This is a genomic window from Pigmentiphaga humi (assembly GCF_900606115.1).
GTDB lineage: Bacteria > Pseudomonadota > Gammaproteobacteria > Burkholderiales > Burkholderiaceae_B > Pigmentiphaga > Pigmentiphaga humi.
In genome coordinates, this window is sequence record NZ_UWPJ01000031.1 from 34,780 (window position 1) to 48,376 (window position 13,597).

Sequence of the window (13,597 nt, forward strand, 5' to 3'; positions counted from 1 at the left end):
CCAGCGATGAGACGCCCGGCCTACAGCGCCTTGATCGTGCCCTTGGGCAGCACGGTCTGGACGGCGGTCTTCTGGACCAGCACTTCCACGGCGCGCTCGCCTTCACGAGCGACTTCCAGCGAAATATAGGTATCGTTGACCTGGACGACCTTGCCCAGGATGCCGCCCGCCGTGACCACTTCGTCGCCCTTGGCCAGGGCGGCGACCAAGTTCTTGTGTTCCTTCTGGCGCTTCATCTGAGGACGGATCATCAGGAAATAGAGGATCACGAACATCAGAAGGATGGGCAGCATGCCCATCAGGGCGCCTTCGCCGCCCGCCGCAGGGGCAGCTTGCGCCAGGACGTTGGCGAGCGCGTTGGATGTCAGCATTTCTTCTCCGGAATCAATGACTTGCGTCGAAAACAACTCAAAATTGTAGCCCAGCCCGCCTGGGGCGGTTCCGGGCACTGTCTAGGGATAACCCACATCGGGCCTCCGCGCCGCCCGGTAGCCGCGAGCACCTGCCGGCGCGCTGCCGGATTGTACAGGTCCGTAGCGGAGCCTAGACTCCCCGGGCCCGTTGCGCGGCGAATTGCGCGCGCCAGGCGGAAAACGTGCCGGTATCGATGGCGTCGCGCATCTCCTGCATCAATTGCAGGTAGTAGTGCAGATTGTGGATGGTGTTCAGGCGGGCGCCCAGGATCTCGTTCGACCTGAACAAGTGGTGCAGGTAGGCGCGCGAGAAGTTTCGACACGTGTAGCAGCCGCAGGTTTCATCCAGCGGCTTGGTGTCGTCGCGGTAGCGCGCGTTGCGGATCTTGACGTCGCCGAAGCGGGTGAACAGCCAGCCGTTGCGGGCGTTGCGGGTGGGCATGACGCAATCGAACATGTCCACGCCGTGGGACACGCCGTCGACCAGGTCTTCCGGCGTGCCGACGCCCATCAGGTAGCGCGGCCGGTCCTGCGGCAGGCGCGGGCCGACGTGCCGCAGGATGCGCAGCATGTCTTCCTTGGGCTCGCCCACAGACAGCCCGCCGATGGCGTAGCCGTGGAAACCGATCTCCTGCAGGCCGGCCAGCGATTCGTCGCGCAGCGCCTCGAACATGCCGCCCTGCACGATGCCGAACAGCGCGTTGGGATTCTCCAGTTCGTCGAAGGCATTGCGCGAGCGCCGCGCCCAGCGCAGCGACATGCGCATGGACTTGGCTGCTTCCTCGGCGGTGGCGGGGCGGCCCTCGATCTCGTAGGGCGTGCACTCGTCGAACACCATCGCGATGTCCGAATTCAGGCTGCGCTGGATTCGCATCGACTCCTCGGGCGTCAGCATCAGCCGGGCGCCGTCGATCGGCGAGGCGAAGCGCACGCCTTCCTCGGTGATCTTGCGCAGGCCTTCCAGGCTGAATACCTGGAAGCCGCCCGAATCGGTCAGGATGGGCTTGTGCCACTGCATGAAACCGTGCAGGCCGCCATGCGCATCGATGATCTGCGTGCCGGGCCGCAGCCACAGGTGGAAGGTATTGCCCAGCACGATCTGCGCGCCGATCTCCTCCAGTTCGTACGGGGCCATGGCCTTGACCGTGCCATAGGTGCCCACCGGCATGAAAATCGGCGTTTCGACCACGCCGTGGTTCAGGGTGACGCGCCCGCGGCGCGCCTGGCCGTCGGTGGCCAGCAATTCGAATGAGAGTCCGTTCATCGGGCTGTACAAGGTATCGTGGATCAGGCCTGCGCCGGCCGGTGTTCGATGAACATCGCGTCGCCGTAGCTGAAGAAGCGGTAGCGCCGGGCCACCGCGTGGGCGTAGGCGCGGCGGATGGGGTCCATGCCCGCGAACGCCGAGATCAGCATCATCAGCGTCGACTTGGGCAGGTGGAAATTGGTGACCAGCGCATCGACCACGCGGAAGGCATAGCCGGGCGTGATGAACAGCCGCGTATCGCCGCGCGTGGCCTGCAGCGGCCAGTGCGACGCCGCGGCCGATTCGAGCGCGCGCACGCTGGTGGTGCCCACCGCGATCACCCGCCCGCCCGCGGCCCGGGCGCGCGCGATGGCGTCCACGGTCGCCTGCGGCAGCGTATAGAGCTCGCTGTGCATCACATGCTCGGACAGCTTGTCCGCGCGCACCGGCAGGAACGTGCCGGCGCCCACGTGCAGCGTCACGAACGCGGTTTCCACGCCTTGCGCGCGCAGCGTCTCCAGCAGCGGCTCATCGAAGTGCAGGCCGGCCGTCGGCGCGGCCACCGCGCCCGGCTCGCGCGCATAGACCGTCTGGTAGCGCGTATCGTCGCCGGTATCGGGCGTATGCGTAATATAGGGCGGCAGCGGCGTCTGGCCATGCTCGGCCAGCAGTTCCAGCACCGGGGCGGGGAAGCGCAGGTCGAACAGGTCCGCCTCGCGGCCCAGCATCGTCACCTCGAACGCATCCGCCAGCCGCATCACCGCGCCCGCCTTGGGCGACTTGCTCGCGCGCAGGTGCACCAGCGCCCGGTCGGGCTCGGTAATGCGCTCGACCAGCACCTCGACCTTGCCGCCGCTGCGTTTCTCGCCGAACAGGCGCGCCTTGATCACGCGCGTATCGTTGAACACCAGCAGGTCGTGCGGGCGCAAGAGGCCGGGCAGGTTGGCGAACTGGCGGTCGTGCAGCGCGCCCGCGGCGTCGAGGTGCAGCAGGCGGCTGGCGGTTCGGTCCGCCGCGGGGGCCTGCGCGATCAGTTCGGGCGGCAGGTCGTAATCGAAATCGTCGAGAGTCAGCTCGGACACGGCGTAAGGGCTTGAAAGAAAAGCGGAAAAACCGCCTATGTTAACCCGCCGGCCGCTGGTGGGCGGTAAATGGCTCGAACGCTGGACCTACGCATCAAGCGTCCGTAGGTCCTACCCGCGCCGCCATCGGCATTGCGGATATTCGGGCAAACTTCCATTGCCGCGACGCCATATGGCGAGGCGACGGGCTACACTGTTTTCCATCCCCCCAGACACAGACGGACAGACATGGGATTCGAAGCGCTGGCGGCGCTCAAGCAGCAGCTCGCCGAACAGAAGAAGCAGCAAACCCGCGCCCCGCGCAAACCCCCATCGCGGCCGCGCGCCGCCGCACAGCCTGCGGTCGACCCCGTGGTGGTGGCGATTTCGCGGCTGCAGCGCCACTTTCCAGGCGTGTTCCCCAAACATCCTGCGCCCAAGCTGCCGCTGAAGATCGGCATCTTCGACGACCTCAAGCAGAACGCCGCGCATGGCCTGGATGCGGAGATTCTCAAGCAGGCCCTGGCCGCTTGGTGCCAAGGCAAACGCTATTGGAGCTGCCTGACGGAAGGCAGCGCGCGCGTGGACCTGGCCGGCGCGCCCAGCGGTACGGTCACCGCTGCTGAAGCGCAGCGAGCCAGGATGCTGGCCCGGCGGCAGCAGCGCCAGACCAAGAAACCGGCCAAGACCCCGTCGCCCGCGAACGCGGGCGACGCGCCTTCTTCCGAGCCTGGCGACGCGTCCTAGCCTTGGCATGACGCCTCGCTGATTCCGGGGCGCCCTGCGCTACTCTCGCGGGTTCGGCGTCCTCGGCTCAGAAGTTGTCCTGCATTTGCAGGATGGAGATGCCTTCGCCGATGCGGATGCGCATCAAGTCCTCGCCGACGGCGAGCGGGCCCGCGTAGGCGGTGCGCGTGCGCTTCACCAGGTCTTCCAGCGTCGCCCGGCCGCGCGGTCCGGGCAGCCGCGAAATATGCGAGTAGACGGCCAGCCGCGGCGCCGCGCGCCGGAACAGCGCGCCGGCCTCCTCCGGCGAGGTGTGGTGGGCGAGCACTTCGCGGATGCGCGGCGTCAATTCGATGTCGCCGGGCGCCAGCGCGACTTCGTGGATCAGCACGTCCGCGCCCGCTCCGAATTTCTCCACATTGGGGTGGGGCTGCGTATCCCCGCTGAGCGTGACCGAGCGGCCGGCGTAGTCGACCCGGTAGCCCATGGCGGGCTCGATCTCCGCGCCGTGGAACACCTGGAACATCGTCACCTTGACCCCGGCCCGCTCGAACACCACGCCCGGAGCGGCGTCCCGCGCGGCGATCCGCGAGGCGGGCAGGGCAGACGGCTCATCGGCGAAGCGGATCGTCGCATCGGCCTGGTAGGTCTCCATCATGCCGCGCGCGAGCTTCTCCGTCCCGTGCGGGCCGTAAAGCTCGAGCGGCATCTTCCTGCCGTTGCGGCCCGCGCCCAGATAGCCCGTCATCCAGAGATCGGCCAGGCCATTGATATGGTCGGAGTGGAAATGCGTCAGGAATACCGCATCCACCTCCGACGGCCGCATGCGCAACTGCCCCAGCCTGATCGCCGCGCCGCGTCCGGCGTCGAAAACCAGATTGAGCCCGCCGGCCTGCACCAACACGGAAAAGCCGAAGCGCCGCTCCGACAGATCCGGCGTGCTCGTGCCCAGCAGCGTCACCACCATTTCCGGCGGCCCCGATTGCACAGGCGGCGCCGCGCCGGCTGCTTCGCGCGCGTTCGCGGCGGCGCTCATCAGGCAGGCGATCGCCAGGATGCAGAAGTTGCGGATAGTCATGGGCTCCTCCTCGGTGCTCGGCGCGCGGGCGGCCGATGCTTTTATTGGCAAGGAGTGCAGACTAAGAGAGGGAGGGAAGGCGGTTCAAGCCGGCGTCTCGGCCGTTGAGATGCCTGGAGCGTGCCGAGCGGCAGCGGGGGAAAACACAAGGCCGCGCGTGCGGCGCGGCCTGGATGACAGCCTGGCGCCTTGGGCGCCAAGCGTCGGGCGTCAGTCCTGGCGGCTGGTGACTTCCACCAGGTGATAGCCGAACTGGGTCTTGACGGGACCTTGTACGACATTGACGGGCGCGCTGAACACGACCTTGTCGAACTCGGGCACCATCTGGCCGGGGCCGAACGTCCCCAGATTGCCGCCGTCCGCGCGCGACGGGCAGGACGAGTGCTCGCGGGCCAATTGCGCGAAATCGGCGCCGCCTTCGATGGCGGCCTTCAGTTCGTTGCACTGGGCCTCGGACGAGACCAGGATGTGGCGGGCACTTGCGTGGGCCATGGTTTGCTCCGTTTAGGTAAGAAGGACAGAGTACCGCAAAATTGTGGCTATAATCTGCGGCTCACTCCCTTCGGCCGCTCGCGCCGAAGCCCTGCCCGGGTGGTGAAATTGGTAGACGCAGGGGACTCAAAATCCCCCGCCGCAAGGCGTGCCGGTTCGATTCCGGCCCCGGGCACCAGCACAAGAAGAAGCCGTTCCTGCTTAGGCGGGAACGGCTTTTTTGTTCTATCCCGACGGCCGCTTGTGGCCCCAAGCCGATGTTCAATCTGCAGAGACAGCTTCTGATAGCGAAGTACAGCGTCTGTCTTGATCACCTGCGTATCGCATGGCCTTGGATGTGTGCAAGGATGTTGACCAGCTTTCCAAACGGATCGCGTACGTAGAACCGGCGAACCCCCCACGGTTCATCAACTGGCCCGTACTCGACGGAAAAGCCTGAATCCTTCATAAGCTGGAGCGCCTCGTCTACATTGTCCACTTCGATGGATAGGTCCGGCACGGGGGTCATGGATCCGCCTTCCGCCGCGAAGCTCAATTGAACGGTCATTTCGGCACGAGATCCATAGGTTTGAATCCAGCCGTGATCCATCAAAAGCTCGAGGCCGAGAATGTCTTGATAAAAGGTGCGGGCTCGACTGGGATCGGGCGTCTCAACGTTGGCCACTACACGTTTGACTTGCAATTCGGACTCCTTCGCACTTAATGGGGGGCTGCGCAGGGCAGTTTCAACAGGTTAGTTGATGCGTCAGTCTTTCTTTTCCTGCAATCAAATCGTTAGGAATTTGATCTGCCGTGCAAATGAATGAATAGCGGTGGATGGCACTCAACTTTAGTCAATTGAGTAATGGCGGAGATCTATCCCCGGACAGAAGCCGCGGGTGAAGCGCCAAGGAACACCATGACAACCAACTACGTAGCAACCTTTATCACGGTTTCACCCGACAGTACGGTCACCATGGGCCAGGCGCCGTCGAAAGCAGGCTCCACCGCGCAGATCCAGCACCAGCTCTTGACTGCGCAGCCTTACTACTTCACCAGCGACGAGTTGCTGTTCGAGGTGCACGCCATTCGCCAGGGCATTGCCCCGGAAGATCGCGCGCGTGCGCGCGAGGCGTTCTTCGCGAAGCCCCAGGCCTGCCTGCGCGCCTCGCCGCTGGTCAAGCAGTTCGGCTGGGGTGTCCACCACGATGCCGATTCGAAGATCGCCGCCTACGGCATTGAAACCGATGCCTACCGCGAACTAAGCACACGCAAGGACCTGAAAATCGTGGCCGGAATGCGCAGCCAGCGACAGCCAGGGGGATCCCTAGAAAAGTGAACCGGGGCGTTCTGAACAGAGTAGCGGTGTCCCTGAATAGCCCCTCAGATCCGGGAGTACGTACATGTAGAACGGCCGAACGGCCCCGTTCTACCGCATCCAGGCAACAGCGACTTCCCGAGCCTGCTTGTTGATCCGTATCGGCCCGGCTGCTACGCCCGCGGACGTCATTGCTACGTATGCGATAAAACCGCTCGGATGAGCGCTCCCAGCCCGGCTACCGCTGCCGCCCCAGCGCCAGCCACGAGGCGGCGCGGCGCATAGCTCAAGCCCAGGGCCGTCATCGCGGCGCCGCACGACAGCAGGCCCAGCCAGGCTGACCTGCCCCCGGATTTAGTACTAAGTTGATTTAGAGTCCGGGGTTAAAAATCTCTTCTTGCCGATAGCCCTTGGCGAACTGCGCCGGCGCCAGATAGCCCAGAGAGCTATGTGGCCGTTCGGTGTTGTACTCGATGCGCCATGCTTCTATCAACGATTTGGCCTGCCGCAATGACAGGAACCAATGTTCGTTTAACGCTTGCATCGGCTTCCTTGAGCACTCCGATGATCTGTTCTTCCGTGAATCGCTTTTTCATTGCCGTTCCTCTTGGAACGGACCCTACATCGTTTTGGTACTAATCACGGGGAGCAGGTCAGTTTCAACAGGCAGGTCGATGCGCGGGCCGTTCTCTTCCTGCAATCAAATCGTTAGGAGTTTTCCCTGCCGTTGCGGATGAATGAATAGCGGTGGATGTCGGTTCTTAAAATCCACCCTCGATGCTCCCAGTATTTTTGAGCATCGAGATTTGTTTTGATCACATCGATATGGCTTTTTGTTATGCCGATCGATTCAAGGCGGGCGAGGCAGGATTCAACGAGCGCATTCGCTATGCCTTTTCGTCTGTGTGCCAGCGCAACGACGAGATGTTGAAGGTATCCGCGCCGCCCGTCGTGGCCGGACATAATAAAACCCCCCACTTCGCTCTCGATCTTCGCAATGAAGCTCAGCTCGGGATTTCTCTCCAGGTAACGGCGGGTATTTTCATAGGAGTCTGCGTCGCGGAAGGTGGTTCCGGGCGTCTTTTTCATTAAATCCATGACCGAATCATAGTCATCGATCGTCATTGGAATAATTGAGAACATTGGCACGTTGTACGTTGTTTTGCGCGTACCTCTATGATGTCATGAACATGCAGTCCGGGCGGAGCTGCAGCTCGCAGACCGCCTGTATTACCGCCAGGACGATGCACAACAGCGCGATGTACGCCTTGGCATGGAGGCAGTCGGGAGTCTTGGCGATCGCCGTGCCGGCGGCGTTCGCCAGTTGACGCCGCGTGGCTGGCGCACCTCTTAAACGGCTCCCGCGTCCAGATGCGCGATAAATTCGTCCCCGTTCATGACGTAACCGAAGAATGCCTGGAACGTGTCGAGCGAGGCACCGTGTTCCGATTCGGTCAGTGCGGCATTCGCGTTTGAGATCATGATGGACCTGTAGTTCTTCATCATGGCGTCCCGGGCTGTCGAGTCGCAGCATACGTTGGTCAACGTGCCGCAGATCGCCGTGGTCTCGATGCCGCGCTCTTTCAGAATGGCGTCCAGGCGGGACGATTCCTCCGCAAATGCGCTGAACTTTATTTTCTTGACGTAGATATCTTCCTGCCGGTGATCCAATCCCTCATAAAGGGAGAAACCGGAGCTGTCCTCGCTGAGCCCTTCGAGTCTCAGGCCGCGCGCACGTGCGTTGAGCCCTTCCGCATGATGGCGCCACCAGTGCAGAAGCGCGCCTTCGGCCGTCGTCTGGATCCAGACGACCATCCCCCCGCTTCCGCGAACCGCCTCGGCCACTTTGTTGATTTCGTCTACGATGCCGCGCGCGGCATGCGAGCGGGGAGCATAGTCCTCGCGGACGAAATAATTCTGCATATCGACGATAACGAGCGCGGTGGTCGCCGGATCGAGAGCCGGGACGGTCTGCCCACGGCGGCGTTCGATTCTTTCGATAATGCTGGGGGGAGTGGTGTAGGGCACTGTATCGTCCTCGAAGCTGATCGCGGACTAGGCTATCAGATCGATGCTTTACGTGCCCGTGGCGGCGCAATGATATTTTTTCATAGGCGCTACAAAGAATTTTAGTTGGACATCCGATTTTGGCGATGCCTAACATCGGTCCGGTAACGTAAATAAAAGAGATAGAAATGTTCCGAGACACTATTCGATCGTGCGCCATTGCCGCGGTCTTCATGGCGCCGTCGCTGCTGCAGGCGCAAACGAATTGGCCTACTCGCCCCATCACCCTCGTGGTGCCTTTCGCACCCGGCGGTGTTGCGGACAAAATCGCTCGCCCGGTTGCGGAAGCTTTGCAGACATCCTTGGGGAAACCCGTGGTGGTGGAAAATCGGGTGGGAGCAGGCGGCGGGATCGGTATGGCGCATGTGGCGAATTCAGCGCCGGACGGCTATACCTTGTTGCTCGCGCTGAATTCGATCTCGGTCATTCCCGAGGCCGACAAGATCATGAACCGCAAGCCGATGTACTCGATGAACCAGTTCGAGGGAATCGCGCGTTTCACGGCCGAGACGGTTGTGTTGGTCGTCAACGCCAATAGCAAGTGGCGGAGCGTGGCGGATTTCGTCAAGACGGGGGGTGAACGGGAGATCAGCTATGCCTCTTCCGGCACTTATGGCACGCAGCATATTTTCATGGAAGCGCTACGCCAGCAGGCAGATTTGAAAATGGTCCACGTGCCGTACACGGGAGCGGCCCCCGCGACCATGGCGCTGCTCGGCGGCCAGGTAGAGGCGTTGGTCACCTCTCCCGCGTCGGTGGTGGAGCATGTCAAAGCAGGCAAGCTGCGGGTGCTCGCCCATTACGGCACCGCGCCCGTCGATGTTTTTCCCGATGTTCCCAGTTTGATCGCATCAGGCTACAACGTGCAGTTTCCGCAATGGGCGGGCCTGTTTGCGCCGAAAGGCATTCCGGATAATGTCCGGCAGCGCTTGCGCACCGCTGCAAGAGAGGCCGCCCAAAGTTCACGGGTAAAAGAACTGGTATTGGCCGCCGGATCCGAAATCGCGTTTCTGGACGGTCCTGAATTCCAAAAATACTGGGCCGAGGACGCAAGCATGCTCACCGCGACGGTGCAGAAAATCGGGCGTATTGATTAATCGATTGCCGCCGTCCGTATTGTCGGCCTGGCCCGGAAATTTGGTGGAAGAGCGTGAACGGGGCAGGCCACTCCCATCTAAGAAACTGACGATCAGCGGTTCAGCGGGGTAGTGCCGCCACAAAAATAGGTTGCATGCGAACTATTTATCAAGCAAAATAGTTCGCATGCAACCTATTTCCGCTCCCACACCACCCCCCTTCGACCCCGACCAGGCCCATGCCCGCTTCGGCCGCCTGCTGGGCGCCGTCTACCGGAAATGGCGCCGTTCGGTCGATCTGCACTTCAAGGAAATGGGGCTGTCCGACGCGTCGCGCGCGCCGCTGCTGGCGCTGTACGACCGGGGCGAAGCGATGCGCCAGAAGGACCTGGCGGAGATCCTGTCGCTGGAGAAGTCGTCGCTGGTGCGGGTCTTGACCCAGCTGCGGCAGATGGGGCTGGTGGAGTGGGAGGTCGAGGAGTCGGACCGGCGGGCGAAGGCGATATGCCTGACCCGGCAGGGGCAGGCCAGGGTCGAACAGTTGCTGGCCAAGAGCATGGAGATCGAGCACAGCATACTGGCCGGCCTGAGCGCGGACGAGTTGCGGGTGACGCGGCAGACGCTGGAGAAGATCGCCCGCCGTTTCGATGCGCTGAAGGGGCGGGATGCATGAAGAAGTCTATCCAGGCGCCTCCAGCGTCGGGGCCTTTTTCGCCGTCCGTTCGCGCTCCCCTGTGGCTGCTGGTGCTGGTCACGCTGAGCGGCACGATGGCCATGCATATTTTCATGCCGGCGCTGCCGCTGGCCGGCGCTGATCTGAGAGCCAGCCCGGCCGGCATGCAGCAGACCATTACGCTCTATGTGGTGGGGCTGGCGTTCGGGCAGCTCATCTACGGTCCGGTTTCCGACACGATCGGGCGCAAGCCGACGCTGCTGGTGGGCTTGGGGCTGTACCTGGTGTCGAGCGTTTTCGCGCTGTTCGCGCCGACGCTGGAGTGGCTGCTGGCGGCCCGCCTGGCCCAGGCGCTGGGCGGGGCGGCGGGCATTACGCTGGGCCGTTCCATCGTGCGCGATATTTCCACGCCGGAGCGCGCGACCAAGGATCTGGCGCTGCTGAACCTGCTGACGCTGGTCGGGCCGGGCCTGTCGCCCATTCTCGGGTCTTTTCTGGCCGGCCAGTTCGGCTGGCGGTCGATCTACGTATTCCTGGTGGGCATCGCCGCGGTGATGGTGCTGTGCGCCTGGCGGCTGCTGCCGGAAACGAATCAGAACCGGTCGGCGCTGGCCTTCGGCAAGATCGCGAAGGACTATGGCAGGCTGACGGCGAATCGGCGTTTCGTGGGCTTTATGCTCGGCGGCGCCTGTTCCAGCACGGCGCTCTATCCTTATCTGGCGACGGCGCCCTATATCGTGCATGGGCAGTTGAATCTGCCGATTTCGCAGATAGGCTGGTTCGCCGCCGTGACCATCGTCGGCGCCAGCCTGGGATCGTCGCTGACGCGGCGCCTGGTCGGCCGCTTGCAGACCGAGCTTTTCCTCTACATGGGGGTGTGCCTGAGCCTGAGCATGGCGGTGCTGTTCCTGATCGTGCAGACGATGGGATGGCTGAACGTGCCGCTGCTGATCGCGCTTACTTTTACGCTGACGATGGGCGCGGGCATGGCCAGCCCGGCGGCGCTGTCCCGTTCGCTGTCGGTGGCGCCCGGGCTGACGGGGTCGGCGGCGGGCCTGTATGGTTTCGGGCAGATGGCGGCGGGGGCCGTGGGTACCCGGCTGGTGGGCTATGGCAGCGATCCGGCCATCGCCTGCGCGCTGGTGCAGATTTTCCTCACGCTGGCGGGGCTGGCGGCGTTCCGGATGGCGACCCGCGGGCCCGCGGCGGCTCCGGCGTAGAAGGCGCGGCCGCCTCGACCCGGCTGCGGTAAGCTATTCCCGCTCGTTATTCGTCGTTCCTCTGCAAGGATTTTTCACCATGAAACCGCTTCTTCCGTTCCGCGCGATGGCGCTGGCCCTGGCCGCCGTGCTGGCAGGCTCAGCCGCGCCGGCCAGCGCGGCCGATGCGCCCATCCGCATTCTCGTGGGCTTCGCGCCGGGCGGCAGCACGGACGTAATCGCGCGTCATCTTGCGCTGGGCATGCAGCAGGCGCTGAACCGGCCGGTGGTGGTGGAGAACAAGCCGGGCGCGGGCGGCCAGATCGCGGCGCAGGCCTTGAAGGCGTCGCGGCCGGACGGCCTGACGCTGTTCCTGTCCAACAGCCACTCGGTATCGATGATTCCGCTCACGCTGCTCAAGCCGGGCTACGACCCGGAGGCGGATTTCGCGCCGGTGGGGCTGGTGGCGATCAATCCCGACGTATTCGCGATCAATCCCGCCGTGGCGGGCAACGTGTCCGGGCTGCGCGAGTTCGGCCAATGGGCGGCGGCGCATCCGGGCCAGGGCAATGTGGGCGTGCCGGCGCCGGCCAGCGCGCCGGATTTCGCGGTGGGCATCGTGGGCAAGGCCTTGAAGGCCGATCTGAAGGCGGTGCCGTATCGGGGCGATGGGCCCGTGGCCCAGGACGTGGTGGCGGGCCAGGTTCCCGCCGGCATCGGCTCGGTGGGGGCGATGCTGCCGTTCGCACAGGCCGGCCGGCTGCGCATTGCGGCCGTGAACGGCACGCAGCGGCTGGCCATCCTGCCCGAGGTGCCGACGTATGCGGAACTGGGCATCAAGGGCTACGAAGAGGTCATCTTCACCGCCATGTTCGCGCCGGCGGGCACGCCGGAAGCCACGATCCAGCACTACAACGCCATTATTTCCCGGCTGGTGAAGGCGCCGGAGTTCGCGGAGAAGATCTCGGCGCTGGGCATCATCCCGGCCGCCAGCACTCCCGCGGAATTGGCGGCGCGCGTGCGCAATACCAACAGGATCTGGGCGGGCATGGTCAAGGACGCCGGCTACCAGCCGCAATGACGAAAGCTTCCGCCGTGGCGCGCCGGCCGAGGCGGGAGCCTGGAAAGGCCTGCCCGGCCTAGGAGCGCTTGCCGTCCTGGCGCTTGCGCTGGAAGGGGTAGGCGCCGCGCGGCGAGGGAGGATGGCGGGGCGATACCAGCAGCGACAGGACCATGGTCGCGCCCAGGATCAGCACCGTGCCGAGCAGCGACCACTGCACGGGGATCTTGTACAGGTCGATCAGCAGCATCTTCGCGCCGATGAGCACGAGCACCAGCGCCAGGCCGTAGGGCAGCAGGTGGAAGCGCTCGTGCATGCCCGCCAGCAGGAAATACATGGCGCGCAACCCCAGGATCGCGAAGACGTTCGAGGTCAGCACGATGAACGGGTCGGTGGTGATGGCGAAGATGGCGGGGATGGAGTCGACCGCGAAGACGACGTCGACGACGCCGATCAGCAAGACGACCAGCAGCATGGGCGTGGCGGTCCGGTGGCCGTCGATCCGCGTGAAGAACCGCTCGCCGTCGTAGTCGTCAGATACTTTCAGGTGCTTGCGGAACCACAGCAGGGCGGGGTTGGCGTCGAGGTCGGGCTCCTGGCCCGCGGCCAGCCACATCTTGATGCCGGTGAAGACGAGGAAGGCGCCGAATACGTACAGGATCCAGTGGAAGGAGGCGATCATCCAGGCGCCGATGAGGATGAGCAGGCCGCGCAGCACCAGCGCGGCCAGGATGCCGATCATCAGCACGCGCTTCTGGAACTCGGGCGGGACCGCGAAGTAGGTGAACAGCATCAGGAACACGAAGATGTTGTCCACCGCGAGGGCTTTCTCGACCAGGTAGCCGGTGACGAATTCCAGCGCCTTGGCGTTGGCCAGTTCGCGCGCCACCGCGTCGCCGCCCAGGCCGCCCAGGCGCCACCACAGCAGCCCGACGAAGACGAAGCTGACGGCGACCCAGATGGCCGACCAGATGGCGGCGGCGCGCAGGGTGACCTTGCGCGCGCCTTGGCGGTTCAGTGCGAGGAAGTCCACCGCCAGCGCGACGGCGACGAAAAGTGCGAACAGCGACCACAGCAGCGGGGTGCCGATGGAGACCATGGCGATCTTCTCCTGAAAGGATGAGGTCTGGTCCGGTCTCGCCTTCCGCCGCGTGGGCGGGTCGCGCTGCCGGGACCCCGGCCGTGTCTGGCCGAGGATCCGTGTTGACG

General features: G+C 64.1%; 16 protein-coding genes, 1 tRNA gene and 1 pseudogene. 7 read left to right on the forward strand and 11 right to left on the reverse strand.

Features of this window, described 5'->3' with window-relative positions; all coding sequences use genetic code 11:
- Nucleotides 1–20 precede the first annotated feature (20 nt).
- The 3 genes from yajC to queA all read right to left on the reverse strand — a co-directional run bounded on the left by yajC (nt 21) and on the right by queA (nt 2,741).
- Nucleotides 21–371 (reverse strand): preprotein translocase subunit YajC, encoded by a 351-nt coding sequence (yajC, locus tag PIGHUM_RS19825; RefSeq protein ID WP_124081455.1) that lies wholly within the window; start codon nt 369–371, stop codon nt 21–23.
- A 172-nt stretch (nt 372–543) separates the two neighbouring features.
- The gene (tgt, locus tag PIGHUM_RS19830; RefSeq protein ID WP_124081456.1) at nt 544–1,677 is read right to left on the reverse strand and encodes a tRNA guanosine(34) transglycosylase Tgt; all 1,134 of its coding nucleotides are present in this window, start codon (nt 1,675–1,677) and stop codon (nt 544–546) included.
- A gap of 23 nt (nt 1,678–1,700) precedes the next feature.
- Nucleotides 1,701–2,741 carry a tRNA preQ1(34) S-adenosylmethionine ribosyltransferase-isomerase QueA gene (queA, locus tag PIGHUM_RS19835; protein ID WP_124081457.1) on the reverse strand — a complete coding sequence of 347 codons (1,041 nt, stop codon included), beginning with the start codon at nt 2,739–2,741 and terminating at the stop codon, nt 1,701–1,703.
- A 228-nt stretch (nt 2,742–2,969) separates the two neighbouring features.
- Here queA and PIGHUM_RS19840 point away from each other — a divergent pair, with 228 nt between their 5' ends.
- Nucleotides 2,970–3,467, forward strand: coding sequence for a ProQ/FinO family protein (locus tag PIGHUM_RS19840; RefSeq protein WP_124081458.1), 498 nt, complete (start codon nt 2,970–2,972; stop codon nt 3,465–3,467).
- Nucleotides 3,468–3,534: 67 nt separating this feature from the next.
- On the opposite strand, the gene PIGHUM_RS19845 is transcribed toward PIGHUM_RS19840, so the two are convergent.
- Nucleotides 3,535–4,524 carry an MBL fold metallo-hydrolase gene (locus PIGHUM_RS19845; protein WP_124081459.1) on the reverse strand — a complete coding sequence of 330 codons (990 nt, stop codon included), beginning with the start codon at nt 4,522–4,524 and terminating at the stop codon, nt 3,535–3,537.
- A 210-nt stretch (nt 4,525–4,734) separates the two neighbouring features.
- Entirely contained in the window at nt 4,735–5,016 is a 282-nt protein-coding gene (locus tag PIGHUM_RS19850; RefSeq protein ID WP_124081460.1) for a peptidylprolyl isomerase, read from the reverse strand.
- A gap of 93 nt (nt 5,017–5,109) precedes the next feature.
- On the opposite strand from PIGHUM_RS19850, the gene PIGHUM_RS19855 reads away from it, so the two are divergent.
- Nucleotides 5,110–5,194 (forward strand) — tRNA-Leu (locus PIGHUM_RS19855).
- Between the two features lie 132 nt (nt 5,195–5,326).
- Here the strand turns inward: PIGHUM_RS19855 and PIGHUM_RS19860 are convergent.
- Complete coding sequence (locus tag PIGHUM_RS19860) at nt 5,327–5,698, reverse strand: VOC family protein (RefSeq protein WP_124081461.1); 372 nt, start codon at nt 5,696–5,698, stop codon at nt 5,327–5,329.
- 216 nt (nt 5,699–5,914) lie between these two features.
- On the opposite strand from PIGHUM_RS19860, the gene PIGHUM_RS19865 reads away from it, so the two are divergent.
- A complete protein-coding gene (locus tag PIGHUM_RS19865) occupies nt 5,915–6,334 on the forward strand; it encodes a DUF6157 family protein (protein ID WP_124081462.1) in 420 nt (139 codons plus the stop codon).
- Between the two features lie 173 nt (nt 6,335–6,507).
- On the opposite strand, the pseudogene PIGHUM_RS19870 reads toward PIGHUM_RS19865, so the two are convergent.
- The 4 genes and pseudogenes from PIGHUM_RS19870 to PIGHUM_RS19885 all read right to left on the reverse strand — a co-directional run.
- Nucleotides 6,508–6,648, reverse strand: a pseudogene (locus PIGHUM_RS19870) (hypothetical protein); the annotation flags it as partial.
- 35 nt (nt 6,649–6,683) lie between these two features.
- Nucleotides 6,684–6,857: an integrase core domain-containing protein gene (locus PIGHUM_RS19875; RefSeq protein ID WP_124081464.1), complete on the reverse strand. Its 174-nt coding sequence runs from the start codon at nt 6,855–6,857 to the stop codon at nt 6,684–6,686.
- A 164-nt stretch (nt 6,858–7,021) separates the two neighbouring features.
- On the reverse strand, nt 7,022–7,438 hold the full coding sequence (locus PIGHUM_RS19880) for a GNAT family N-acetyltransferase (protein ID WP_124081465.1): 417 nt from the start codon (nt 7,436–7,438) through the stop codon (nt 7,022–7,024).
- Between the two features lie 225 nt (nt 7,439–7,663).
- Nucleotides 7,664–8,341, reverse strand: coding sequence for a cysteine hydrolase family protein (locus PIGHUM_RS19885; protein ID WP_124081466.1), 678 nt, complete (start codon nt 8,339–8,341; stop codon nt 7,664–7,666).
- 167 nt (nt 8,342–8,508) lie between these two features.
- Between PIGHUM_RS19885 and PIGHUM_RS19890 the strand changes: the two genes are divergently transcribed.
- The 4 genes from PIGHUM_RS19890 to PIGHUM_RS19905 all read left to right on the forward strand — a co-directional run bounded on the left by PIGHUM_RS19890 (nt 8,509) and on the right by PIGHUM_RS19905 (nt 12,409).
- Nucleotides 8,509–9,477, forward strand: a complete 969-nt coding sequence (locus tag PIGHUM_RS19890; protein ID WP_124081467.1) for a Bug family tripartite tricarboxylate transporter substrate binding protein — start codon at nt 8,509–8,511, stop codon at nt 9,475–9,477.
- A 166-nt stretch (nt 9,478–9,643) separates the two neighbouring features.
- Complete coding sequence (locus PIGHUM_RS19895) at nt 9,644–10,129, forward strand: MarR family winged helix-turn-helix transcriptional regulator (RefSeq protein WP_124081468.1); 486 nt, start codon at nt 9,644–9,646, stop codon at nt 10,127–10,129.
- Nucleotides 10,126–11,349, forward strand: coding sequence for a multidrug effflux MFS transporter (locus PIGHUM_RS19900; protein WP_246013359.1), 1,224 nt, complete (start codon nt 10,126–10,128; stop codon nt 11,347–11,349). Before PIGHUM_RS19895 ends, PIGHUM_RS19900 begins: the two co-directional genes overlap by 4 nt.
- A gap of 79 nt (nt 11,350–11,428) precedes the next feature.
- Nucleotides 11,429–12,409 (forward strand): tripartite tricarboxylate transporter substrate-binding protein, encoded by a 981-nt coding sequence (locus tag PIGHUM_RS19905; RefSeq protein WP_246013361.1) that lies wholly within the window; start codon nt 11,429–11,431, stop codon nt 12,407–12,409.
- Nucleotides 12,410–12,467: 58 nt separating this feature from the next.
- Here the strand turns inward: PIGHUM_RS19905 and PIGHUM_RS19910 are convergent, their stop codons facing one another.
- Entirely contained in the window at nt 12,468–13,487 is a 1,020-nt protein-coding gene (locus PIGHUM_RS19910; protein WP_124081469.1) for a TerC family protein, read from the reverse strand.
- Nucleotides 13,488–13,597 lie beyond the last annotated feature (110 nt).